General features: G+C 45.2%; 24 protein-coding genes. 22 read left to right on the top strand and 2 right to left on the bottom strand.

Annotated elements, in window-relative coordinates; all coding sequences use genetic code 11:
* Window positions 1-403 precede the first annotated feature (403 nt).
* From Q0E19_RS08965 to Q0E19_RS08875, 19 genes are all read left to right on the top strand, one after another.
* Entirely contained in the window at window positions 404-1,210 is an 807-nt protein-coding gene (locus Q0E19_RS08965) for a hypothetical protein (protein ID WP_294409052.1), read from the top strand.
* 648 nt (window positions 1,211-1,858) lie between these two features.
* Window positions 1,859-3,271, top strand: coding sequence for a tRNA (N6-isopentenyl adenosine(37)-C2)-methylthiotransferase MiaB (gene miaB, locus Q0E19_RS08960; protein WP_294409051.1), 1,413 nt, complete (start codon window positions 1,859-1,861; stop codon window positions 3,269-3,271).
* Window positions 3,272-3,311: 40 nt separating this feature from the next.
* A complete protein-coding gene (locus Q0E19_RS08955) occupies window positions 3,312-3,722 on the top strand; it encodes a YlbF family regulator (protein ID WP_294409048.1) in 411 nt (136 codons plus the stop codon).
* A gap of 46 nt (window positions 3,723-3,768) precedes the next feature.
* Complete coding sequence (gene mutS / locus Q0E19_RS08950) at window positions 3,769-6,384, top strand: DNA mismatch repair protein MutS (protein ID WP_294409046.1); 2,616 nt, start codon at window positions 3,769-3,771, stop codon at window positions 6,382-6,384.
* A 95-nt stretch (window positions 6,385-6,479) separates the two neighbouring features.
* A complete protein-coding gene (gene mutL / locus Q0E19_RS08945) occupies window positions 6,480-8,582 on the top strand; it encodes a DNA mismatch repair endonuclease MutL (protein WP_294409045.1) in 2,103 nt (700 codons plus the stop codon).
* 13 nt (window positions 8,583-8,595) lie between these two features.
* Window positions 8,596-9,561 (top strand): tRNA (adenosine(37)-N6)-dimethylallyltransferase MiaA, encoded by a 966-nt coding sequence (miaA, locus tag Q0E19_RS08940; RefSeq protein WP_294409044.1) that lies wholly within the window; start codon window positions 8,596-8,598, stop codon window positions 9,559-9,561.
* 130 nt (window positions 9,562-9,691) lie between these two features.
* Window positions 9,692-9,934, top strand: a complete 243-nt coding sequence (hfq, locus tag Q0E19_RS08935; protein WP_294409043.1) for an RNA chaperone Hfq — start codon at window positions 9,692-9,694, stop codon at window positions 9,932-9,934.
* A gap of 13 nt (window positions 9,935-9,947) precedes the next feature.
* A complete protein-coding gene (locus Q0E19_RS08930; RefSeq protein WP_294409042.1) occupies window positions 9,948-11,186 on the top strand; it encodes an HlyD family efflux transporter periplasmic adaptor subunit in 1,239 nt (412 codons plus the stop codon).
* Complete coding sequence (locus Q0E19_RS08925; protein ID WP_294409040.1) at window positions 11,137-11,895, top strand: YggS family pyridoxal phosphate-dependent enzyme; 759 nt, start codon at window positions 11,137-11,139, stop codon at window positions 11,893-11,895. The genes Q0E19_RS08930 and Q0E19_RS08925 overlap by 50 nt, the downstream gene beginning before the upstream one ends.
* Window positions 11,896-11,899: 4 nt before the next feature.
* The gene (locus tag Q0E19_RS08920; protein WP_294409037.1) at window positions 11,900-12,451 is read left to right on the top strand and encodes a cell division protein SepF; all 552 of its coding nucleotides are present in this window, start codon (window positions 11,900-11,902) and stop codon (window positions 12,449-12,451) included.
* Window positions 12,452-12,498: 47 nt separating this feature from the next.
* Window positions 12,499-13,254 (top strand): YlmH/Sll1252 family protein, encoded by a 756-nt coding sequence (locus tag Q0E19_RS08915; RefSeq protein ID WP_294409036.1) that lies wholly within the window; start codon window positions 12,499-12,501, stop codon window positions 13,252-13,254.
* 12 nt (window positions 13,255-13,266) lie between these two features.
* A complete protein-coding gene (locus tag Q0E19_RS08910; protein WP_294409034.1) occupies window positions 13,267-14,097 on the top strand; it encodes a DivIVA domain-containing protein in 831 nt (276 codons plus the stop codon).
* A gap of 94 nt (window positions 14,098-14,191) precedes the next feature.
* On the top strand, window positions 14,192-14,707 hold the full coding sequence (gene lspA, locus Q0E19_RS08905) for a signal peptidase II (RefSeq protein ID WP_294409032.1): 516 nt from the start codon (window positions 14,192-14,194) through the stop codon (window positions 14,705-14,707).
* A complete protein-coding gene (locus Q0E19_RS08900; RefSeq protein ID WP_294409030.1) occupies window positions 14,700-15,611 on the top strand; it encodes an RluA family pseudouridine synthase in 912 nt (303 codons plus the stop codon). The genes lspA and Q0E19_RS08900 overlap by 8 nt, the downstream gene beginning before the upstream one ends.
* A gap of 3 nt (window positions 15,612-15,614) precedes the next feature.
* On the top strand, window positions 15,615-16,436 hold the full coding sequence (locus Q0E19_RS08895) for a Cof-type HAD-IIB family hydrolase (protein WP_294409028.1): 822 nt from the start codon (window positions 15,615-15,617) through the stop codon (window positions 16,434-16,436).
* A gap of 18 nt (window positions 16,437-16,454) precedes the next feature.
* Window positions 16,455-17,294, top strand: coding sequence for a transketolase (locus Q0E19_RS08890; RefSeq protein WP_294409026.1), 840 nt, complete (start codon window positions 16,455-16,457; stop codon window positions 17,292-17,294).
* 3 nt (window positions 17,295-17,297) lie between these two features.
* Window positions 17,298-18,245 carry a transketolase family protein gene (locus Q0E19_RS08885; RefSeq protein ID WP_294409024.1) on the top strand — a complete coding sequence of 316 codons (948 nt, stop codon included), beginning with the start codon at window positions 17,298-17,300 and terminating at the stop codon, window positions 18,243-18,245.
* Window positions 18,246-18,349: 104 nt separating this feature from the next.
* On the top strand, window positions 18,350-18,994 hold the full coding sequence (gene yunB, locus Q0E19_RS08880; RefSeq protein ID WP_294409022.1) for a sporulation protein YunB: 645 nt from the start codon (window positions 18,350-18,352) through the stop codon (window positions 18,992-18,994).
* A gap of 159 nt (window positions 18,995-19,153) precedes the next feature.
* Window positions 19,154-21,382, top strand: a complete 2,229-nt coding sequence (locus Q0E19_RS08875) for a cell wall-binding protein (protein WP_294409019.1) — start codon at window positions 19,154-19,156, stop codon at window positions 21,380-21,382.
* Window positions 21,383-21,450: 68 nt separating this feature from the next.
* On the opposite strand, the gene Q0E19_RS08870 is transcribed toward Q0E19_RS08875, so the two are convergent.
* Window positions 21,451-22,665 carry a sporulation protein YqfD gene (locus Q0E19_RS08870; protein ID WP_294409016.1) on the bottom strand — a complete coding sequence of 405 codons (1,215 nt, stop codon included), beginning with the start codon at window positions 22,663-22,665 and terminating at the stop codon, window positions 21,451-21,453.
* Complete coding sequence (locus tag Q0E19_RS08865; RefSeq protein ID WP_294409014.1) at window positions 22,662-22,973, bottom strand: YabP/YqfC family sporulation protein; 312 nt, start codon at window positions 22,971-22,973, stop codon at window positions 22,662-22,664. The genes Q0E19_RS08870 and Q0E19_RS08865 overlap by 4 nt, the downstream gene beginning before the upstream one ends.
* 130 nt (window positions 22,974-23,103) lie before the next feature.
* Here Q0E19_RS08865 and Q0E19_RS08860 point away from each other — a divergent pair, with 130 nt between their 5' ends.
* From Q0E19_RS08860 to Q0E19_RS08850, 3 genes are all read left to right on the top strand, one after another.
* Window positions 23,104-24,180: a nucleoside recognition protein gene (locus tag Q0E19_RS08860; protein WP_294409011.1), complete on the top strand. Its 1,077-nt coding sequence runs from the start codon at window positions 23,104-23,106 to the stop codon at window positions 24,178-24,180.
* Between the two features lie 53 nt (window positions 24,181-24,233).
* Window positions 24,234-24,446: a hypothetical protein gene (locus Q0E19_RS08855; RefSeq protein WP_294409009.1), complete on the top strand. Its 213-nt coding sequence runs from the start codon at window positions 24,234-24,236 to the stop codon at window positions 24,444-24,446.
* Between the two features lie 199 nt (window positions 24,447-24,645).
* Entirely contained in the window at window positions 24,646-25,908 is a 1,263-nt protein-coding gene (locus Q0E19_RS08850; protein ID WP_294409007.1) for an adenosylhomocysteinase, read from the top strand.
* Window positions 25,909-25,961: the final 53 nt, after the last annotated feature.

Genomic DNA, 25,961 nt, shown 5'->3' with positions numbered 1-25,961 from the left:
CTTTCACCTTTTGAAGCGTCACTTTTACTAAATCTCCCTTCTGAACTTTGGTGACATTTTATATTGCAATTTTCAAGGTTTTTGAAAAATCTAAAAAAGCCTTGACTTTTTCCTATATATGTGATATAATTCTAGCAAATGCAATTAATAGATTGTTTAGAAAAATATTTTAATATGAGGGTTGACATTCCTGTGAAGTGTACATATAATCAGACAGACAGACAGACAGACAGACAGACAGACAGACAGACAGACAGACAGACAGACAGACAGACAGACAGACAGACAGATGTCATAACTTTACATTTATAAATTTTAAATATTGTATATTAAGGCATAGTATGCTCGTTTAATATGGGCATACTATGCCTTTTTGTATAAATATGTATTGGAGGAAAAACATATGAAAAAGATCAAATCAATCCTTGCGTTTGCACTTGCGCTGAGCATTTGCACAGCAATGGCAGCCTGCGGAAGTTCCGACGACAGCAGTGCTGAAAGCAAGGCAGACAAGGCGGTCACAACGACTACCACAGCAAAGTCCGATAACGGCGACAAGTCGGAGGACGCAGTACAAAGCGAAACAACTGACGAGTCGTCAGCTGTTGAAGAAACAGACGAATCAAGCACAGCCGCAGATGACACGGAAGCAGCTCAAACAATGGCATTTGATGACATCAAAGCGATCGCAGAGGAGCTTATCGCACAGCCAACTCTCGATGATGCTGAAAAAATGATGCTGGAAAAATTCGATGTTGATGTTTCGTCAAGAAGTGTGTCAGAGTTTGATATAACAGACGATAAGCATTGTACTATGATTATTTATGATCTTAAAACTCCGATCGATGTATTTGGCAAAGACTCTGGCGATAATCCACTGCCGACCGTGGATAGCATATATATTTCTTCTTATACAACAGATCTTGTTCCAGCTGCTTTTGATATCCTAATGACTGAAGATAAAGAAACTTATGATTATTATACAAAGGAAGTATATTTAGGTTTTAAAAGATCAGATATCGTATATGGTACTGTCGAGGACGTTATAAACAGCAGCTATGAGGCATATCAGGTTTATTTTGAATATGGCGATCGTTGGGAATTTCCAGAAGAAAACCTTGCTATTTCTTCTTCCTATCAGACGCTTACAGCAGGCGATAACGAGGGAGATATTCAATATAGCGTAGATTTCAGAAAATTGGAAGAATAACTTTGAACGTATCAAGCGTTGAATGATACTTTTGATAAACAGACGGGAACTGCTTTGTTATGCGGTTTTCGTCTGTTTTTTATGTATAAAGCCATTGCGCTCAGTATGAGATAAGTGTAATTAACCAAATTTCTATACAAGGTTTGTGAGAGCTGGCGACCCAATGTCACCCATACGCAGGATTTTAAAAGTCGAGGTAAGAATTTATCAAACCGAAATGAACCAATATATGACTTTTGTAAAGTTGGGCTTGGCATAAACTGGCAACTACAGGTCGCCCATACCGCAGAATTTAAAAAATCTAGGTAAGACCTTATCAAACCTAAAAGAGCCCAATATATGACCTTAACAAAGTTAGATTTGATGTAAACTGGCGACCACAGGTCGCCCCTACGGAAACATTGAGAAAAAATCCACATTAGACCTCATCAAACCCTGTTTCAGTAAAAGCCATATCTCCGTTTCTTCCGAGCACGAAATGAGAAGTCCGCACCGCAGACAGCGAGCTTGCCGAGCGTCCCGAACTGGCCCGTCCGGCCTTAGGACCTATTGACAAAGATGGGGAAAAGATATATAATAAAATAGAATGCAGATTTGGTGGATGTCTGCTGAAAAAATTGATTTTATATAACTGAAATGAGGATTTTGATGTCGGATAAAATTAACCTGACTGTTGATAAATGTGCCGCCGACGGCGAGGCTGCAAGAGAAAATCTTGTTAAATGGGCGCAGGATTATAAGACCGTCCATGGACAGCCGCCGCTGGCTTTTATACATTCGTACGGCTGCCAGCAGAATGTCAGCGACGGCGAAAAAATTAAGGGCAGACTTGCTCAGATAGGATATGACTTTACGGATAATACCGATGAGGCTCAGCTTATATTGCTCAATACCTGCGCCGTCCGTGAGAATGCTGAGGACAGAGTGTTCGGCAATATCGGTAATATGAAAAAGCTTAAAGAAAATAACAGGGAGCTTGTTATCGGTATATGCGGCTGTATGGCTCAGCAAAAGCACGTCGCTGAAAAGATAAAGTCAGCTTACAGACAGGTAGACCTCGTTTTCGGTACATTTGCATATAACGACCTCTATTCTATGCTGTGGGAGATAATCTCAAAGCATAAGCGTATTTTTAATCAGACGGAAAATCATATTGATATCGACGAGGATTTCGTGCAGCTCAGAGATGATAAGCTGAGAGCTTTCGTCCCTATAATGTACGGCTGCAATAATTTTTGTACATACTGCATAGTTCCTTACGTCAGAGGACGTGAACGCAGCAGAAAGCCTGAGTCCGTTATCGAGGAAGTAAAGAAACTCGTTGACAGCGGATATAAGGAGATAACCCTGCTGGGACAGAACGTCAATTCGTACAGCTACGGCTTTCCGCAGCTGCTCAGGGAGATAAATAAGCTGGACGGAAATTTCAGAATAAGATTTATGTCCAGCCACCCGAAGGACGCTACTAAGGAGCTTATCGACGCTATAATCGACTGCGATAAGGTTTGTACACATCTGCACCTTCCTGTTCAGGCAGGCAGCGACAGGATACTTAAACTGATGAACAGAAGATATACCGTTGAAAAGTATATGGAGATAATCAATTACGCAAGACAGCGTGATCCTGAATTTTCTTTTACTACCGACCTTATAGTGGGATTCCCCGGCGAAAGCTATGAGGAGTTCTGCGAAACTAAGGAGCTTATAAAACGGGTAAAGTATGATAATATCTACTCGTTCGTGTATTCAAGAAGAAGCGGCACAAAGGCTGCCGAAATGGAAGATCATATCTCGGATAAGCAGAAAGGTCTGTGGCTCAGAGAGCTGCTGCTGGAGCAGAGGGAGATATCTTTTGAATGGTTCGGACGCTTTGTGGGCAGAACAGTTACTGTACTGGCAGAAGGCGAGGGAAGAACATCTTCCGACTATCTGACGGGAAAAACCGATGAGAATATCATCGTTGAGTTCAAGGCAGATAAAAAATATATCGGCGAATTCATACAGGTGCGCATAACAAAGGCTATGAACTGGGCTTTGGAGGGCGAACTTGTTGAAGAATAAAGCGGAAAACCGCAAAAATAACCTGAAGGAGTTTTAAATTATGAACGTTATTGAAAAGACAAGAGAACTTGGAAAGGCTATCCAGGAAGACGAAAGATATAAGAAGTATATGCAGGCTTGCACAGACAATGATACAGATACAGAGATCCAGAACGCTATCGGCAAGTTCAATCAGCTCCGTTCTGCTCTCAGCATCGAGATGCAGAAGCCTGATAAGGACGCAGACAAGATGACAAGCCTCGATACAGAGATCAAGGAACTTTATGATGAGATAATGGCTATGCCTAAGATGGTAGCTTTCAACGAGGCTAAGGCTGAGATGGACGCTCTCCTCGGTTCTGTAAACTATATAATCTCGATGTCAGCTAACGGCGAAGATCCTGAGACCTGCCCTGCGGAAGCACCGCACAGCTGCGGTGGAAACTGCGGATCATGCGGCGGATGTCACTAATTTTTATCTGAAAATAATTTATCAACGTGTATTGGAGTGAGCTTAAGTGGATATAAACAGCATTGACTTTTCAAAACTTTCGCCTATGATGAAACAGTATTTCGAGGTGAAGAAAAAGTATAAGAACCATATACTTTTCTACCGACTGGGCGACTTTTACGAAATGTTTTTCGATGACGCAGTTACTGCGTCAAGAGAACTTGAGCTTACTCTTACAGGCAGGGACTGCGGTCTTGAGGAACGTGCGCCTATGTGCGGCGTTCCTCATCATGCCTGTGACGTTTATCTGAAAAGGCTTATCGAAAAAGGCTATATGGTGGCTATCTGCGAGCAGACTATGGACCCTGCAAAATGCAAGGGCATAGTTCCGAGAGAGGTAATAAGAGTCGTTACACCGGGAACGCTTATAGAAAGCAGTATGCTTGATGAAACCTCAAACAACTACATCTGTGCATTTTATATGCAGCCTCAGAAAAGCGCAATGTGTCTTGCCGATATATCAACGGGCGAGGTGCATTTGTTTGAGTTCTCAGGAAAGGATACGGCAAGCGCAGCCATAAACGAGCTTTCGAGATTTTCACCGTCGGAAATACTTATCAATGACGCTGTGCTTTCCAATAAGGAAATATCGGGCTTTGTAAGAGAAAAGCTTAAAACCAGCGTTCAGCTGCTGGACGAAAAGGATTTCTCTCCTCTTATACACACAGAGGAAGTGCTTAAACAGTTTTCCGCAAACAGCCTTGAATCTATCGGTGTAGACCCCGAAAGTGTAAGTGCGTATGCTGTCTGCGGTCTTTTTGCCTATATACATGATACGCAGAAGGCTCTTGTCGGACGTTTTTCTCAGATAACAAAGCACGACGCAGACCCGATAATGACTATCGGATTTACTGCGAGAAGAAATCTTGAGCTGACCGAAACTCTCAGAAATAAGGAGAAAAAAGGTTCGCTGCTGTGGGTACTGGATAATACAGGCACTTCAATGGGCAAGCGTATGCTCAAATCGTGGCTCGAACAGCCGCTCATAAAGCCTGCGAGAATAATCGACAGGCTCAATGCTGTGGAACAGCTTACTCAGAACCCTGTGCAGCTGGGTGAACTTAAAGAGATACTCGGCGGCATATACGACCTCGAAAGACTTATGACAAGGGTAATGTACAAAACCGCAAGTCCGAGGGATCTGAAATCGCTGTCGATAACAGCATTGAAACTTCCTGAAATAAAGGGGATACTGGACGATTTTACAGCAAAGCTCCTTACCCAGTGCAATTCGGATATATCGACCCTTGACGCTGTGTCTAACCTTATCGAAAATGCCATAGTTGACGAGCCGCCTGTGAACGTGAAGGACGGCGGAGTGATAAAAGACGGCTTCAACGAGCAGCTTGACGGTCTGAGAAACATCATCTCAGGCGGAAAGGGCATAATCGAGGATATAGAGAACCGTGAACGTGAAAAGACGGGCATAAAAAATCTTAAGATCGGATATAACAGAGTTTTCGGCTATTATATAGAGGTCACAAAGTCATATTATGACCTCATTCCTGACAACTATATCAGAAAGCAGACCCTTGCGAACTGCGAGAGATTTATTACCGATGAACTTAAAGTTGCGGAGAATACGATACTCGGTGCAAGCGATAAGATAATCTCACTGGAGCAGGAGATATTTACAGAGGTCCGTGACTTTATAGCAACTCAGCTTAGGCTTGTGCAGAAAACGGCTGAGGCTGTGGCTGTGGTGGACGTGCTTTGTTCATTTGCGTCTGCGGCGGTAAAGTACAACTATACAAAACCTGAGATAGCCATTGACGGCATAATCGACATCAAAAACGGCAGACACCCTGTGGTGGAGCTTATGCAGAAGGACGAGGTCTTTGTGCCGAACGATACCTACCTTGACCTTGCAGGAAACAGAATGTCAGTTATAACGGGACCGAATATGTCGGGTAAATCAACATATATGCGTCAGGTCGCTCTTATTACTCTTATGGCGCAGATAGGCTGTTTCGTGCCTGCGGAGTATGCAAAGATATCGGTTGTGGATCAGATATTCACAAGAATAGGTGCGTCTGATGACCTTACCGCAGGACAGTCCACTTTTATGGTGGAGATGAGCGAGGTTGCGGATATCGTGAAACACGCAACAAAGAACAGCCTTGTTATACTTGATGAGGTGGGAAGAGGTACATCGACCTTTGACGGAATTTCTATTGCAAGGGCGGTGTCGGAGTATATCTCGACATCAAGATCACTGGGCTGCAAAACGCTTTTTGCTACCCATTATCATGAGCTTATATGTCTGGAGGACGAGCTGGACGGAGTTATAAATTATTCCGTTGCGGTAAAACGTCAGGGGGACAGCATAAAGTTCCTCAGAAAGATAGTAAGGGGCGGAGTTGACGAAAGCTACGGAATCGAGGTAGCAAAGCTCGCAGGTCTGCCGCCGAAGATAATATCGAGGGCGAAATCACTTCTTACACAGTTCGAGCAGGAGAATGAGAAGGCAAAGCTTGCCGTTAAAAATGCAGACGAAAGTCAGATATCATTTGAAAAGATAAGCGACGGCATAGTTACGGACAAGCTTAGAAAAACAAATATAGATGAAATGAACGATACAGAGCTGAGAGAATTTGTGAAGGATCTGCTGAGATATGTGTGATCTCTGCTGAGAAACCGCTGTCGGCGGAAATCGGAGGTCTGTTGCTTGCGGACTTCTGATGCATATTCAGAGCAAGCATAGAAAAGGAACGGAAAATGTCAGAAATAAGAGTTTTAAGCAAGGAGGTTTCTGAGCTCATCGCCGCAGGCGAGGTAATAGACCGCCCTGCCTCCATAATAAAGGAGCTTCTGGAAAACGCAATAGACGCAGGCGCTAACGTTATCACCGTTGAGATAAAAAACGGCGGACGTACATATATGCGTGTTACGGATAACGGAAAGGGGATCGCTCCCGATGATCTGCCTGTTGCTTTTCTGCGCCATGCCACCAGTAAGATAGCTGTAAAGCGTGACCTCGACAGCATTATGACGCTGGGATTCAGAGGTGAGGCGCTTGCGTCCATATGCGCAGTGGCAAAGGTGGACGTGCTTACGAAACGTCTTGAGGACGATTACGGCACTCATTACGTTATAGAGGGCGCACAGGAGAAATGCTGTGAACAGTGCGGCTGTCCTGACGGCACGACTTTTGTGGTCAGAGATATTTTCTATAATGTGCCTGCACGGCTTAAATTTCTGAAAAAGGACAGCTCAGAGGGAAACCATGTGGCTGACCTTGTAACAAAGCTTACGGTATCGCACCCTGAGATATCCTTTAAATTTGTTAGGGATAATAAGGTAGAGATACTTACGGCAGGGGACGGAAAAATGTATTCCGCCATATATTCGGTTTATGGAAGAGAGTTTGCAAATTCCCTTATCAGCGTTGATCATGAGTGGAAAAATATCCACATAAGCGGATATACAGTAAAGCCGCTTTCCTCAAAGCCAAACAGAAAATTTCAGAATTTCTTTGTAAACAAGCGCTATGTCAAATCAAAAGTTTGCGCCGCCGCTCTTGAAGAGGCGTACAGGAACAGCATAATGGTTGGAAAATTTCCTGCGTGTGTGCTGTATATCGACATTCCGCCCAACACGATAGATGTAAACGTCCACCCGACCAAGATAGAGGTCAGGTTCTCGGACGAAAAGCTTATACATGAGGCTGTTTATTTCGCTGTGAAAAATTCGCTGCTGAAAAATGACAGACCTAATGAAATGCAGCTTGAAAAGCCTGCAAGGAATTTTACGGACAGAGAGCTTTACGATATCCCGAAAGAAGATAAAAGCGTTCAGATGCAGTTCGATACGGAGAATGTGTCCAAAATTTCGGATAGTTTGCCGCCTGCCGCAGAGGTGAATATTGCTAAGCAGGAAGAGGTGCGCAAAGCGGCGGAGGAGATACCTGCGCCGGATGTACCGCCCCAGAGGAAGGAGTATGTTCCGCCTGTTTCCACGGTAAAGGTAGTGCCTGTTACGGAGGAGGAAAAGAAGTCGGGGGAGGACGCTTTCCTTGCAAGCCTTGAAAAGACGGCGGAAGAGAATACTGCCCCAAAGACCGAGCAGGCAGAAGTGCCGCAGAAAAAAGTTCCCGAAAAGCTGACGGTCGAGGAGATAAACAGGATAGTCAACGAGATACCGCTCCCCGAAGAACCCGAAAAGGACGGCGAAGGCGACTTCCATTTCATAGATCAGAAAAGCTTTGCGAAAAAGTCTGTTGTCAGAGAGGTAAGAAAAGAACCCGAAAAGCCTAAGCCCATAGTTGTGGGTGAGCTTTTCAAGACCTATGTCGTGGCGCAGGCAGGGGACGAGATGCTGCTTATGGACAAGCACGCAGCGCACGAAAGATGTATTTTTGAGCGTATAAAGAATAATGCGGAAGAGCTTGAAACGCAGATGCTGCTCGAACCTGTTATGGTCCTGCTGTCTTATGACGAGTTTGACGCTTTGTCGGCAAACCTCGATAAGATAAGAACGCTGGGGTTTGAGATAGAGCCTGACGTTGCGCCGACGGTGGCTGTAAAGGGCGTTCCGATAATCCTTAATGACGAGAACCCTACGGATATCGTGACGGAGCTTGCAAAGAATTTTATCGAGTCAAAGCATGATCCGCAGCTGGAGATATTTGACGACCTATATCATTCCATAGCCTGCAAAGCGGCGATAAAGGCGAATGATGATACAAGTACGCTGGAGCTGCAGGCATTGCTCAATATGGTGTACGGAAATGAGAATATAAGATACTGCCCTCACGGCAGACCTGTGCTTATAACGCTGTCCAAAAAGGACATAGAAAAACAGTTCAGAAGAGTATTGTAAAAGAGGTGATATTTTGCCGCAGACAGAAAGAATACCATTGCTGGTCATAGCAGGTCCTACTGCGTCGGGGAAAACCGCACTTGCTGCCGCATATGCAAAAAAGCATGGCGGAGAGGTGGTTTCGGCGGATTCTATGCAGATATACAAGGGACTTGATATCGCTACGGCAAAACCTGAGGAAAGCGAAAAGCTGGGAGTTCCTCATCACCTTATAGATTTCCTTGACAGAGGGGAAAGTTTCAGCGTAGCGGACTATGTTTCACTTGCAGGAAAGACTGTCCGTGACATTTACGCAAGAGGAAAACTGCCTATAATATGCGGCGGAACGGGACTTTATATAAGCTCGCTTATTGACAATGTGATATTTGACGATACGGGCAGCGACCCTGAGATAAGGTCAAGGCTTGAAAATGAGGCAAAAGAAAAGGGTAATCACGCTCTTTGGCTCAGACTGAGGGAATGTGACCCCGAAACTGCTGAGAAGGTGCATGAAAACAATCTTCCGAGAGTTATCCGTGCGCTGGAGGTATATGAGCTTACAGGTACACCCCTTTCACAGCATAAGGTGAACAGCAGACGTGAAAGTTCGCCATATGACTGCTGTATCATAGGTCTTACCGCCTCGGACAGACAGTATCTTTATGACAGGATAAACAAGCGTGTGGATATAATGGCTGAAAAAGGTCTTGTGGAGGAATGCAGGGAGGTCTGGGAAAACGGCGGACTTGCAACGGCTGCGCAGGCGATAGGATATAAGGAGCTTATCCCTTATTTTGAGGGGAAATGCGGACTTGATGAATGTATCGAAAAGATAAAGCTTGAGACCCGTCACTATGCAAAAAGACAGCTTACATGGTTTAGGCGAGTTGACAATATTTTATGGGTCGAGATAGATAAATTTGACGATTTGAAAAAAATTATTGAAAAAGTTGAAAATACAGTAGCCAAATCGGAAATTATGTGCTATAATATAACGTGATAAATATTTTTCTGATTTTGTCAGATGTTGAAAGTATGGCTCATAATGCCTGTTTACGGCGGTGCGGTGAGCCGATGGTTCTGCCTTATATCTAAGGGTTAGGCAGGTTCCGGAAAGGAATGATTTTATAATGAACAAGAATTTGAATCTTCAGGACGTTTTCCTGAATCAGGCAAGAAAGGATAAGATCGTTGTTACAATGTTCCTTATGAACGGATATCAGTTCAAGGGCATAGTAAAGGGTTTTGACAGCTATATAGTTATCCTCGACTGCGAGGGCAAGCAGAACGTTGTGTATAAGCACGCTATCTCTACCATTGCTCCTGCAAGACCGATAAATATTCTCGACGCTGCAAACGACAGCGATTTCTAAAGGAAGTAATTGAATGAATTCACTGACCGTAAAAATACTTGCGGCTCTGGCTTCGATACTGATGATAACGACTATCTGTTCGCAGGTGTACTATTTTGTGCATGACAAGCACGATACCGAAGAGGCTGTGCTTGCTACGGTAAATGAGGATATAGTTTTCAGCGGTATAGTTATCCGTGATGAAGAGGTCGTTACCTATGACGGCGGGGGAGTGCTGGATTATGCCTATCCCGACGGCAGCAAGGTTTCGGTGAATAACACCATTGCCGAGGTGTATTCCTCGGAGGAGGATATTTCGGCGAAAAATAAGATAGCTCTTATAGACCAGCAGATAGAACAGCTTGAAAGAGCGCAGAACCCCGGAACTACCAACTATGTTGAGCCGGAAACACTTATCACCAGAATAGACAGCAAGTATAACGAGCTGCTTGATAATGTGACTGACGGAGATTATTCAGAGCTTGCCGATGTAAAATCGCAGCTTGAACTGGCTATGAATATATATAATATAGTTACGGGTACGGAAACGAGCTATAACGAAAAGATAAGCCAGCTCCAGCAGAAAAAGCAGGAGCTTGAAAATGAGGCGGGTTCTCCCGACGACGTTATAAAGGCGTCAAAAACGGGATATTTCGTTTCCTATGCGGACGGATATGAGGATAAGCTTTCTGCCGATGAAACGGACAAGCTTACACCGCAGGATATCGAGGACGTTATAAAGGGCGGAGCTGAACCTGCGGACAACGTTATAGGAAAAATGTTCGACAGCTATACCTGCAAGATAGCGGGCGTGGTCGACTATGATCCGAGAATAACGGAAGACGCAAGCCTTTCGATAATGCTCAACACTTCCAAAAATGTCTATGACGCAGATGTGGAAACTGTGAAGGTGTGCGGAGATAATGAGGACAAGATGCTCGTGGTGCTTTCCTGCGACAGGCTTGATGAGAACCTTGTGGATTCGAGAGTGCTGTCGGCGAAGCTCATATTCGACGAGTATCAGGGCATAAAAGTTCCGAGAAGCGCCATACGTTTTCAGAACGGCGAAAAGGGCGTTTATGTAATGCTGGGCAAGGATATTTCATTCAAGAAGATAAATGTTATTTACGAAGGGGACGATTATGTGCTTTCGGAAAATACATCTGATGAAAATTATCTTCTTCTGTATGACCAAATTCTGCTAGAGGTGGTATCAAATAAAGATGTGTCAGACAGCAGCAAATCAGAACAGTCAGGGTCAGCAGCAGGCTAATGCATACCCAGAAGTTCTGGAAAATATAAAGGAAATAAGATATAAGGCTGAAAACGCTATGGCGAAATACAGAAAGCCCGGCGAAAAGCTTGACATAATGGCGGTAACTAAAACTGTGCCTGCCGACAAGGTGAATTTTGCCGTGGCAAACGGATTTACCCTGCTTGGTGAGAACAAGGTGCAGGAGTTCCTTTCAAAGAAGGACTTGTACGACAAAACGGCGGAAGTACAATTTATTGGACATCTGCAAACCAATAAGGTCAAATATATCATAAATGACGTGACGCTTATCCAGTCGGTAGACAGCGTGAAGCTTGCCAATGAGATAAACAGGCTTGCGGCTAAGAACAACAAGGTAATGGATATCCTTGTTGAGATCAATATAGGTGATGAGCAGAGCAAGAGCGGCGTCAGCACACAGATGCTGGACGAGCTGATATATGAGATATCACAGATGAAAAATATTGCAGTCAAAGGGCTTATGGCTATCCCGCCTGCCGGCTGCGGTGAGGACATCTTTGAAAAAATGAACGGGATCTTTCTGAATGTAAAGGAAAAGTACAGCGCAGAGGGATCGGCGTCAAATGTTTCTATGGATATACTCTCTATGGGTATGTCGGGGGATTATGAAATGGCTATCAAGCACGGCTCAAATCTCATAAGGATAGGAACACGTCTTTTCGGAGCAAGAAATTATTTGGAGGGTTAGTACCATGGGCATAATGAAAGGGATCAAAAATCTCTTTATAGGCGAGGACGATTCAGATCAGATCGAATTCCAGCCTCACTATGAGAGCAGCTACGAGAGCAGCAGGGAGTCTGTTCAGCAGAAACCTGCCGGTGAAGAGTACAGCAGGACTTCCGCTGACTATTCAAACAGCTCATACAGAGAAAATTACAGCGAGAAGAGAAGCAATATTTCAAACAGCTCCTCTTCATACAACGATTATCAGGAGAGTGAACGTCAGATGAACGTAGAAGAAACACAGACTTTGCAGATCGTGCTTGCACGTCCTGTTGATTTCTCAGAGGTAAAGGAGATAGGCGACGATATCAACGCTATGAAAACAGTTATCCTTAACCTTGAGATGGTAAAGAGCGATGATGCCAAGAGAATACTTGACTTCCTCAGCGGTGTTGCATATGCAAACGACGCACAGATCAAGATGATGGCTCAGAAAACATTCGCTATCATGGCCCGCAACGTTAAGTTCGACGGCAAGGATCTTATGACTGAGCTTGAAAATAACGGTTACAGCTTCTGATAAATACCGTAATGAAAAAAGAAAATTCTCCGAAGAGGTTCTCATTTTTGCCTGATCTGACCGATGACGACAGGATACTGCTCTCAAAGGTCGTTGACTGGGCGGAGATCTCGGAGGAAAAATATATCACGAAATTTTCGGCTTTTCTCGACGAAAGACAGGCTGATCTGTGCAGGAAGGCGCTTGCGTCTGTATGCTGCGACAGGTACAGGCTGTGGGGCGGATATGAAAATGCTGAGAGGTGTGTGCTTTGCGTACACCCACCGTACAGCGATGCTGAAAATGAAGATTTCCCCATAACTGCGCTGACATTCAGCTACCGCAGCGGGGACAGGCTCACACACAGGGATTTTTTAGGTTCTTTTATGGCTTTGAATATCTCAAGGGATTCTGTGGGGGATATTCTTGTGGGCAGCGGGAAAACAGCTGTGTTCATAAGAAGTTCCGTAGCGCAGGAGGTAGCTTCTGTGCAGAAGATAGGCAGGGTCGGCGTAAGCTGCTCTGAGGGATATGACAGCACTCTTGTTCCTGAGATACAGATGAAAGAGATAAACGGTACGGTCGCATCACTGAGATTTGACTGCGTTGCCGCTCTTGCATTGGGCATATCGAGGGAGAAAGCGGCTGCGGCGATAAAAGGCGGAAATGCTGAGATAAATCATCTCAGAGTGGATTCTCCCAGCAGGGCTGTGCAGGAGGGCGACAAGTTCTCGGTAAGAGGACGTGGAAAGTTCCTTTTTCAGTCTGTAAACGGTGAGTCAAGAAAAGAACGTTTGCATATAACAGTTTGTAAATATATATAGGAGGCTATTATAATGATAAAACCAAGCAGTATAAAAAGCAAGACTTTTGAAACTACAAAGAATGGTTACAGCCAGTCCGACGTAGACGCATTCCTTTCAGAGGTCGCTGCGGACTACGCCAATGCGCTTTCTGCAAATCAGGAGAGCGAGGACAAGATAATCAAGCTCGTTGAGAAGATCAATGAGTACCGTGAGGACGAGGACGCTATCAAGATGGCTCTCGTTTCTGCACAGAAGGAAGCTAACAAGATCCTTGCTGAAGCTAAGGCAAAGGCTAAGGATATGATCGAAAGCGCTAAGAGCGAGCAGATGAAGCTTGCTGAGCAGAGTGCCGCTGAATGCGAGAAGATCGTAAGAGAGCATAAGGAAAGATGCGCTCAGCTCATCAAGGAGAACACCGAGATCACAGAGCGTAAGATCACTGCTCTCAGAGAGGCTTATAATGATGAAAAGGCTGCTTATGACGAACTCAGAGCAGAGGTTACATACTTCAAGAGCAATCTGACTGGTCTTTACAATGAGCAGATCAAGCTTATCATGCAGCTGCCGACACTTTCAGCTGAAGAGCTTGAGGAGTATGAAAACAGCGCAGAAGAGTCTGAGGAATATTACGAGGACGAGGCTGCTGAGTATGTTGAAGAGGTAGAAAAGGTAGAAATGCCTGAGGCTGAGGAGGAAGCTCCTGCTGAGGAAGAGTATGCCGCTGAAGAGCCTGCCGAGGAAACAGCTGCTGAGCCGGCTGAAGATCAGGCAGATATCGACAAGGTACTCAACACAGGTTCATTCGAGCCGGTGATCCCTAAGACTTCTTTCAACGATCTTAAATTCGGAAAAAATAACTGATATGGCTGCACCGTGCAAGACCGTCTGACGGCTTTGTGCGGTATTGTCCTGTTTTGTCAGTAAATGCGGATATGCTCCGCAGGACAGGGGTAAAATGTTTGTTTTCAGTATCGTGCTGGCAGCGGCGCTGATCGTGATAGATCAGATAATAAAGTTCGCCGTGAACAGCAGCATAAAGCTTTATGATGTTATCGAAGTGATAAAGTTCGGTGACACGAAGATATTCAGCCTGACGCATATACGAAACGCAGGTGCTGCGTGGAGTATGATGGAGGGCAAGACATGGTTCCTCATTGCGCTGCCGATAGTTGTGTGCGTACTGGGACTTGTCTATATGTACAGGATACGCAGGGGTCCAAAGCTTGAACTTATTTCAATAGCGCTTATAATAGCAGGCGGTGTGGGAAACCTTATCGACAGGATAAGACTTCACGAGGTCATCGACTATATAAAGTTCGAGCCTGTGAATTTCCCTATATTCAACTTTGCGGATATCTGCGTCGTGGTCGGGGCAGTGACGTTCTGCCTGTCGATAATAATTTCGGACGCAAAAAAGGCAAAGGCTGAAAAGTCTGAGAAAAGCAAGGAGAATACGCAGTCAGATGAATAACTGCCGATATGAAGTAAATGACGAACATAAGGGCGAGAGAGTCGATAAGTTCCTTGCGGCTCAGCTTGACGGACTGACACGTTCGGGAATACAGAAGCTTATCACGGCAGGTTCTGTGCTTGTGGGCGGAAAGCCTGCGGATAAGAATTACAAGCTGCGCAGCGGCGATGTGGTCGATGTGACTATACCTGACCCTGAGGTGCTTGATGTCAGACCGCAGGATATACCTGTGGATATTGTTTATGAGGACGATTCGCTGCTGGTGGTGAACAAGCCGAAAGGTATGGTAGTACACCCTGCGGCGGGAAATCCCGACGGAACGCTTGTGAACGCTCTGCTGTATCACTGCGACGGCAGGCTGTCGTCTATCAACGGCGTGATACGTCCGGGAATAGTTCACAGGATAGATAAGCAGACAAGCGGACTGCTTATGGTGGCTAAAACGGATAAGGCTCATAACTGCCTTGCTCAGCAGATAAAGGAACACAGCTTTACAAGGGAGTATCAGGCGATACTCACGGGCAGGTTGAAAGAAAAGAGCGGTACGATAAACGCTCCCATTGGCAGGAGCAAGTATGACCGCAAGAAAATGTGTGTAACTCAGCTCAACTCCAAAGAGGCTGTGACCCATTATGAGGTGTTGGAGGAGTTCGGTCAGTATTCACTGGTGAAATTCCGCCTTGAAACGGGCAGAACTCATCAGATAAGAGTACATTCGGCATATATCGGACACCCTGTTCTCGGTGATGATGTCTACGGCAAGCCGTTCAAGGGACTGGAGGGGCAGTGCCTCCACGCAAAGAAGATAGGCTTTGTGCATCCCGAAACGGAGGAATATATGGAGTTCGACAGCGAGCTGCCGCAGTATTTTACCGCTGTGCTGAACAGGCTGAGGAAAGGATAAACTATGTTTGAGGATATAAAAAAGGTCGTTCTTATAACTGATATGGACGGAACGTTTCTTCCTGCAAGCAAAGTTCCGAGCAGGAAATGCCTTGACGCAGTAAAGCGTTTCGAGGACGCAGGCGGAAAGTTTTCCATTGCCACAGGCAGAGCGATACAGGCGGCAAATCAGTATTTCGATATGGTCAAGGTCAACTGCCCTATCATTATGTCCAACGGCGGAATGGTGTATGATATTTACACCAAGGAACAGATATATGACGTTTTCCTGCCGCAGTTCGTCAGAGAGATAGTCAAGGAGATACTGAGGGACAATGAGGGCGTAGGCTGTGAAGTGCTGACGGTAAGCAATGTCTATGTGCCTGCCATGACCGAAATGGAGAGAGTCCACAATCAGATATGCAAGGTAACGCCTGTGGAATGTTCCGTTGACGAGATAGACGATCCGAACTGGTATAAGGTGCTGTTTGCGGTCAAGCCTGAGAATATGGAGAGCCTTATGGACTATGTGGCAAAAAAAGGCTATACAGGCGTGGATTTTGTCCGTTCAAGTCTTGAGTATTTTGAGATACTGCCGCAGAACATCTCTAAGGGAACAGCGCTGGGCGAGCTGAGAAAGGCTTGCCATATGGAGGATCATACCTTCGTTGCAGCAGGGGATTATAATAACGATATTGAACTTCTTCAGGCTGCTGACGTGGCTGTCTGCCCGTCAAATGCAGCAGATGATGTTAAAAAAATTGCCGATATAGTCTTTGATGAATCCTGCGAGGAGGACTTTATTGCGGCAGTTATAGATCATATTTTTAGTGAAGCAGAAAAATAATTTTGGGAGGTTTTTTGTATGGACGCTACATTAAAAAAACAGCTTGAGATCACAGCATGTAAGGTACGTCTTGGAATACTCGAAGGAGTGTTCAACGCAAAGTCGGGACATCCGGGCGGATCGCTTTCAATAGCTGATCTTATGACATATCTCTATTTTGCAAAAATGAATGTTTACCCTGATAAGCCTGACGAGCCGCAGAGGGACAGACTTGTTCTTTCAAAGGGACATACCGCTCCTGCACTTTACTCAGTTCTGGCTGAAAAAGGATATTTTTCAAAGGACGAGCTTAAGAGCTTAAGACACATCGGCGCTCTTCTTCAGGGTCACCCATGTATCCATATCCCTGGTGTTGATATGTCATCAGGCTCACTGGGACAGGGTATCTCGGTTGCCTGCGGAATGGCTCTTTCAGCAAAGGTATCAAACGACACTTATAAGGTATATACAGTTCTCGGCGACGGCGAGATCGAAGAAGGTCAGGTATGGGAGGCTGCAATGTTCGCCGCTCACTACAAGCTTGACAACCTCGTAGCTGTTGTCGATAATAACGGACTTCAGATCGACGGTAAGATAGAGGACGTAATGTCACCATATCCGATCGTTGACAAGTTCAAGGCTTTCGGCTGGCACGTGATCGAAGCCGACGCTCACGATTTTGATTCCCTTGAAGCCGCTTTCAACGAGGCAGAAACAGTTGCAGATCAGCCTGTTGTCATCGTTATGAAGAGCGTAAAGGGCAAGGGCGTTTCATTTATGGAAAATAACGTTTCATGGCACGGCTCTGCACCTAATGCTGAGCAGTATGCACAGGCTGTTGCTGAAGTTTCAGCACGTCTTGAAGAATTGGAGGGTTAATAAATGGCTGACGTTAAAAAGATCGCTACAAGAGAAAGCTACGGCAATGCGCTTGCAGAGCTTGGAGATAAGTATGAAAATCTCTATGTCCTCGACGCTGACCTTGCCGCTGCAACAAAGACAGGCATTTTCAAGAAGAAGTTTCCTGACAGATTTTTTGACTGCGGTATCGCAGAGTCAAATATGATGGGCGTTGCCGCAGGACTTGCCGCAACAGGAAAGATACCTTTCGCATCAACATTCGCTATGTTCGCTGCCGGAAGAGCTTTCGAGCAGGTAAGGAACTCTATCGGCTACCCACATCTTAATGTAAAGATCGGCGCAACTCACGCAGGTATCTCAGTAGGTGAGGACGGCGCAACTCATCAGTGCAACGAGGATATCGCTCTTATGAGAACTATCCCGGGTATGACTATCATCAACCCTGCTGACGATGTTGAAGCAAGAGCTGCCGTTGAGGCTGCTATCCTCCACAACGGTCCTGTTTATATGAGATTCGGCAGACTTGCCGCTCCTGTATTCAACGATCCTGCAACATACAAGTTTGAGCTTGGCAAGGGAATACAGCTGAGAGATGGCAAGGATATCGCTATCATCGCAACAGGTCTTATGGTATCAGAGGCTATCGAGGCTGCTAAGGCACTTTCTGCCGAGGGCATCGACGCTATGGTAATAAATATCCATACTATCAAGCCTATCGACAAGGATATCATCATCAACGCTGCAAAGAAAACAGGTCTTATCCTTACAGTTGAGGAACACAGCGTTATCGGCGGACTTGGTTCTGCGGTTGCTGACGTTCTGGCTGAGAACTATCCTGCAAAGATGGTAAAGATCGGCGTAAATGACGAGTTCGGTCATTCAGGTCCTGCTGTTGACCTCCTCAAGGAGTTTGGTCTTTGCGCAAAAAACATCGTAAACAAGGCAAGAGATGCCGTAAAGGCAAAGTAATTTCTGAAAAAAGAATACAAGCTTTCGGGCGGTCGGTTTTAAATAACTGACCGCCTTTTTAACTTTTTTGCCCCGATATGAGTATTATAATTCGGGGTGATGAAATGAGCGTACATAAAGCGTCGGTGAAATGCAGAATGTCGTATGCGCTGCTTTGCGGGGCGGCGGTCATGGTTCTGTGCGGTGTGTATATATTGTCGCAGCTGAAAATACATATGGGGGAGATAAGTTCTTTCGCCTGTCAGGAAAAAGCAAACAGGATAATATCACAGGCGGCGCAGGATATACTTGAAAAGAGCGGTGAGAATGATTTCCTAGATATATCCTACGGCAATGACGGGCGGATAATTTCGGCTGAGATAAATTCCGCAAAGGTGAACTCATTGCAGAATGATATAATAACAGCCGTCAACGAAAGCTTTTCAGAGGGCGGAAATGTAAAAACCGAGATACCTGTGGGAACGCTCACGGGCATAGCTTATCTTTCGGGAAGAGGTCCTGAGCTTGATGTAAGGATAGACCTTTTGGGTTCGGTGAAAAGCAAGATACGCAGCAGCTTTGAAAGCGCAGGCGTAAATCAGACCAAATTCAGCCTTTATCTGGATATAACAGCGGATATGAAAGCCGTTCTGCCTGTGCGGACGAAAGCTGTGTCGGCTGAGCGGAGCATACTTATCTCCGAAAGCATTATCGTGGGGGAGATACCGCAGACGTATCTTTCGGGCTTATGTGACAGCAAGATGAAATGATGCGCCAGAAGGCAGAAGTTTTGTGAAAATGGTTGCATTGAATGAAAAACTGTGCTATAATAACTTTGTGTAAAATGAATTTTCAGACGGTAAAAAGCTGTCTGAACGAATGTATTATTTGGAAAATTGTGAAAATTGGGAAAGAGGACAATATCTTTTATGAGTGTTGAAAATCCGGAAAATATAGGCGTTATAAACAGAACAGCCAGAATAGCTGCCCGCAGAAGAAAGAATAATGCGGCTGCCGCAGCCTTGTGTACAGTTATGATCGGCGCAGGCTTCGGAGGATATCTGTACTACGGCTCTTACTATGCCGCCGGCTGGCATACCCATGCAGACGGGACTTACTATATTTTAAAGGAAACAGGGGAGCGTGCCACAGGTTATCAGATAATCGACAACGTGTGTTACCTCTTTGACGACAACGGAATAACTGAAAGCAAAGGCTGGCATAAGTTCAGAGGCGATACATATTATGTGGGCAAGGACGGAGTTATCCAGCGTGGAACGATAAAGATCAAGGGCGAAAAATATTATTTTTCAGACGAGTCGGGAATTTTCAGAACAGGTCTTTGCGAGATAAACGGTGATGAGTATTACTTTGACGATCACGGTTTCCCTGATTCAGGCTTTACAGGCAATTCCTATTTTGATGAAAACGGCAGACAGATAACAGGCTGGGCGAATATCAGCGGTGTGCAGTATTACTTCCTTGCTGACGGTGAAATGGCGAAGGGATTTGTGGAGATAGATGATAATATCTACTATTTCGGTGATGACGGAAAAATGGCTACCGACTGGCAGGTCATAGACGGCACAAAGTATTACTTCACAGAAAACGGCGCAGTACACAGAGGCTGGATGAAACAGGATAAGAAGTATTATTACTGCGACGAAAAGACAGGTGCCTGCGCTCAGGGATTTACTGTTATCGAGGATAAGACATATTATTTTGATAAAAACAGCGAAATGGTCCGTGGCTGGAAGGATATAGACGGCAAGCGTTACCATTTTGAGGACGACGGCGTTATGACCACAGGTTGGTATGAGGAGTCGCCGAATAAATATTACCTTAAAAAGACGGGCGAGGCGGCTGTCGGATTTGAGAAGATAAAGGACGATTATTACTATTTCAACAAAAAATACCGCCTTGAAAGCGGCTGGCAGACCATAGACGGCAACCTTTACTATTTCGGCAGAGGCGGCGTTGTAGCGTCAGGCTGGGAGGAGTTTGACGGAGATCAGTATTATTTCTACCCCGACACTCATCAGGCTGCCTACGGCTGGACGACTATTGAAGAGAAAGTTCCGTCCTCAGTGAAAACATTTAAGGACGAGATCAAAAAGCTCAACAAGTACGAAAAAATGAGCGATGAGGAAAAGGATAAGCTGAAAGAAAAGGACAGGGACGCTTACGAGGAGCTTGCCGATAAGTATGAGAGCGGCACTATGGAGAGATTTCAGCGTGAGGTCTATGAAAAATTCGGCTCAGATGTGCTGAGCGAGTATTATTTTTACAGCGACCATACGCAGGCTTACGGCTGGCTGAAAATAAACGGATATATCTTCCACTTTGACGAGCGTACAGGTGAAAAATCCACGGGCTGGCAGACTATTGACGGCGAAACATATAATTTCGGCATAACGGGTGCTGCCTGCGTAGGAGATTTCAAGTATACAGACGATAACGGCGATGAGAAGAGCTATACATTCTCCAGCGACGGCTCACAGTCTGAGGGTGTTATCAAGCTTGACGGCGTTATCAGAGCAAAGAACAAGGACGGCGAATGGGTGAAGTCCGAGTTCGTTACCGAAAAGGGCAAAACATATTACTTCGATGAAGAGGGTATCGCAGAGGTCGGCTGGCAGACTATCGAGGATAAGAAGTATTATTTCGATAAGGACGGCGTGATGAAGCTCGGTCTTTACGGCGACGATACAGGTATATACTATCTCACAAGAAACGGTGCAGAGCAGAACCGCTGGGTAACCTGCGGAACAAAGACCTACTACTTCGGTGAGGACGGCGGAGCAGCGGCAGGCTGGTGTACTATCGGCGAGTTCACATACTACTTCTCCGACAACGGCGAACTTCAGAAAGGCTGGACAACGGTTGACGGAAAGAGGTACTTCCTCCAGAACGGCGTGGCTGTCAGAGGTCCTGTGTATATCGACTCCGACTACTATAATTTCGGCGAGGACGGCTATCTTAAAGAAGGCTGGATAAGCTGGAACGGTCAGAGATATTATAACAACAAATCGGGCAAGGTAGTTACAGGCTGGAGGACCATTGACGGAAAGGACTACTACTTTGACGGTTCGGGCATGATGCTCAAAAACGTGAATATCGACGGCAGAGATCTTGGCTCTGACGGCGCAGCGAAATAACATAAGCTTATAAATAAATCACCGACAGAACTGGTTAAACAGAACTGTCGGTTTTTTTGTACAGTATATCAAGGCTCTTCGACCTGTTGTTCTTCTAACTGTTTCGGGATAAAAAATTCAGACTCCTTGCTCATCACTCCGTAGAGGGTGTATGTTACGGTCTGTTTCACACCGCTGTCTGTGACTTCCGTCTTGCATTGGCGGTCTTTGATCTCATAGTCTTTCAGAAAGTTTTGCTCATAGCGGTATGCCTGCTCGCCTGCAAGCGCTTTCGCCTCATCTTCGGAAAGTATCTTCGTTTTAAAATCATATTCCGAAAGTTTTCGCTCCCTTACCGCAATGGGAACGGTCATACCAAATATTTTCGGGGAATATACCTTGTCGCTGTTTTTGAAATATCCGTCGGGCATCTTTGAAAAAAGCGGTACTTCCGCATTGAAAAAATCAAAGTATCTTACAGTTTCCTCCCTGCCTGTGCTGACCTCGGTGCGCTGTTCAAAAGGCTGTTCAAAGACCATTACACGCTCAAAAGTGCCGTAAACCTTGCCTATGCTGCGGGTGTAGTCAATGTCTGTGGTGACGATTTCCTTTCCGCTGGTCCAGTCGGAGGTAACTGTGACGACCTCGCCGCTGACGATTATATCTCCCTTTGTAACGCCGCTGCCAACGCACAGACGTACTTGTCCGTCAAGTATGTCCAGCTTTTCTATAACGCCGTCCTCGCAGGCTATAAGGTTGCAGGGCAGCCTTGTTTTAAAGCCTTTCGGCGCAGGAATGTTGTCTATAACATCTATTATGAGAGTGTTCCCGTCACGGGATATTCCTGCCCAGCATATCTCCTCGACGTGTTTTTTCAGCGCACGTTCCGCAACTGTGTAATTTATGTCGGGGATATATGTGCCTGCGGTAATGCCCTCGTCGCTGAGGACTGTCATTATTTTCGACTTCACCGCCTCGTCCTCCGTCAGCACTTCAAAGCGCACCACAACATTTGAAAAATATACCGCAAGAGCGGCGGAAACTGCTATTCCTGCAATTATCCCGGGACGTTTTGCAGCCATTCGGCAAAATTTCAGCAGACCATGTTCTCCAGTCCGCACAAATTCGCAGCCTATCTCGCCGCAGACACATTCAAATCTGAAACAGTATTCGTGGGAAAGCCGCATTGTGAGTATGCCGTCCTTTTCAAGCATTCCCCTTGCAGGTATCCTGTATTTTATGACCGCCTTGTACAGCCGCACAAGATTTCCCCTTACTTCATAATCAACGCTGCTGAAGATCATTGCTCTCTTTCCCTCACTCTTCTTGAAGTCAGTTTGACCTGTTCGATCGTGCCGTTTATCCTTACACACTGCTCGGAATAGTTTGAAAGACTAAGCCCTGCCCCCCATATCTCCACCTCAAAAGAGCCTGTTAAGACCCGAACGCAGACATCTGTGCAGTCGCATATCTGCTTGCAGTTTTCCACCAAAGCAGATGAGTTGTCCGATATGCGTATGTATGACTGTAAGTAAAGCAGCTCCTTGGTAAGTCCGAAAAAGCTCAGCAGAGGGAATTTCTTCGGCTTTTTTACCTTTTCTGATGTATTCAACGATCTTGTCCTCCCTTATAGGATAATTTTCCGCCTAGGCGGTTTGCAAGTTTAATAAATTATATTAGAGAACATCTCGGCATATACATTTCACAGAGAATGTAGTGAAAATTTTTCGGGAGGATAAGCTATGGAAAAAAGGTCGGAAAAGTTATCTGCGGCTGTCTGTATAATTCTTACATCAGCCTGCTGTCTGCTGTCGGTCATATATTCATCAGAGGTGAAAACAGCCGTCACAGAGGCGGCTGAACGCTGTATGAATGTCATCATACCTTCGCTTTTTGCATTTATGGCTCTGTCGCAGATACTTCTTAAAAGCGGTGCAGGAGCGGCAGTTTCAAAGCCGTTTTTGATATTCGCAAAAATAATGGGTATGCCTGCACAGCTGTTCTATGTGTTCATTATAAGCAGCGTTGCAGGCTATCCTGTGGGGATAAAGCTGATTGCTGACCTGAAAAACAGGAGAGATATAGACTCCCGGACTGCAAACGCACTCTCAGCGTTCTGCTACTGCGGAGGGCCTGCCTTTTTCAGCGGAACGATAGGACTTGCAGTTTTCGGCGATACAAGGGCAGGTATGCTTATTTTTATATCAGTCCTTTCAGCAAACTTTCTTGTGGGCTGTGTGGTATGCAGGATATTCAAGCCTAAATATAAAGTTCAGAAAAATAAAACCGAATTTTCTGCTGAGATCTTGATAGATTCCGTTACCTCGGCAGGACGATCTATGATGATGATATGCCTTATGATAGTATTTTGTTCGGCTCTGATATCTCTTGCGGAGGCGGCAGGAGCGTTTGAGATGCTTGTGAAATTTACAGGAATATCCGAAAATGCACTGGTGATGATAAGATCATGTATGGAAATTTCCTTTATTTCTCAGCTTGACGGCACACCATATTCGCTGCTGCCATGCTGTGCGGCGGTGTGTTCTTTCGGGGGGATATGTGTGCTGGTACAGGCTGCCGCCATGGGCAGTGGGAGCATAAATATGAAATATCTTGTGCTGTCAAGACCGGTCTGCGCCGTGATCTCTGCGGCGGTGTGCATGGCTTTGAAAACGTTTTTTGTTCCGCAGACCTTGGCTGCCGTTACAAGCACTAAAGAATTAGTCAAATTCAACAATTTTGTGCCTTCAATCTGTCTATTATTAATGATTTTCTTGCTTAATTTTAAGAAAAGTCTAGTAATTTCTAAACAATTATGATATAATATAAGCAAATAAAGATTATTCTATTTTGCAAAGGAGTTGCATATATTATGGCAAAAAAGAGTTATTTCGGCAACAAGATATCGCCATCATGTTCTTATTGTTTGTTCGGAAATCGTTCAAAAGAGGGTAACAAGGTGCTTTGTGAAAAGCAGGGACTTGTTGACGCTGATTACAGCTGCAAAAAGTGGGTATACGATCCTATAAAGAGAGTACCTAAAAAGCAGCTCAACATTCCTAATCAGGAAGATGATATCATCTGATCTTTTTTACTTATTTATACAAATGCGGCAGAGCAGTTTCGGCTGTTCTGCCTTTTTGTAAGCGCTGCGGTTCAGCTTTTCTGAACATATGTAAATATGGCTTATAAGGCTAAGTAAAAAATGCTTGCAAAAAATCTGTATTTAGGTTATAATATTTCTAAAGGTAATTATTCATCTGAAACTGAAAGGAATTGATAAAATGAGCGAAATTCGTGACGAGAGCCTCTGGGAAAGCGGCAAAAGAAAAATTGAATGGGTAAGACAGAATATGTCCCTGCTCAGAAGTATTGAGGAAGATTTTAAGCGTGATATGCCTTTTAAGGGACTGAAGGTCGCACTTTCCATACATCTTGAGGCTAAGACTGCGTACCTCTGCAAGGTGCTTGCGGCAGGCGGTGCTGAAATGTACATCACAGGCAGCAACCCGCTGTCAACTCAGGACGATGTTGCGGCAGGTCTTGTTCATGACGGACTTAATGTTTTTGCATGGCACGGCGCAACTGCGGAGGAGTATCACAAGCACATTTCCGAGGTCGTAAAGGTAGGTCCGAACATTATAATCGACGATGGCGGAGACCTTGTAAACCTTATCCACAACGAGTATCCTGAGCTTATCCCTAACGTTATCGGCGGCTGTGAGGAAACCACCACCGGCATAATCAGACTTATCGCAATGAACAAGGAAGGTCAGCTGAAATTCCCTATGATGCTTGTAAACAACGCAAAATGCAAGTATCTTTTTGACAACAGATACGGCACAGGTCAGTCTGTATGGGACGGGATCAACAGAACGACGAACCTTATCGTTGCAGGCAAAAATGTGGTCGTTGCAGGCTACGGCTGGTGCGGCAAGGGTGTTGCAATGAGAGCAAAGGGACTTGGCGCAAGCGTTATCATAACCGAAGTAGACCCGATAAAGGCTATGGAGGCTGTAATGGACGGTTTCAAGGTAATGAAAATGGAAGAGGCAGCAAAGGTCGGAGATTTCTTTGTAACAGTAACAGGCTGCAAGGACGTTATCACAGAGAAGTCGTTTATGAATATGAAGGACGGCGCAATACTCTGCAATGCGGGACATTTTGACTGTGAAGTTGATGTTGCAGGACTTAAAAAGATAGCCGTTGAGAGCAAGCTTGCAAGAAACAACATTGACGGTTACAAGCTTTCAAACGGCAGATGGCTTTATGTTATCGGCGAGGGCAGACTGGTAAATCTTGCGGCAGGCGACGGACATCCTGCGGAGATAATGGATATGTCATTTGCTATACAGGCTTTGTCTGCGGCATACCTTGCAAACAACAGGGAAAAGCTTGCTGAATCTGCGGACGGCGAGAGAGTAATTTATGTCCCTGAGGAGATAGACAGCGAGGTAGCTAACCGCAAGCTGAAATTCTGGGGACTTGAGATAGACAAGCTGACTGACGATCAGAAGAACTATCTTAACAGCTGGCAGATAGACTGACAACAAAATTAATGTAAGAATGTAAGTATGAAATGCACAGGGCTTTGTTCGCA

The sequence above is a fragment of the uncultured Ruminococcus sp. genome (genome assembly GCF_934476685.1).
Classification (GTDB): Bacteria; Bacillota; Clostridia; order Oscillospirales; family Ruminococcaceae; genus Hominimerdicola.
Note: the sequence above shows the minus strand (reverse complement) of the source record. Positions and strands in the feature narration are given on the sequence as shown.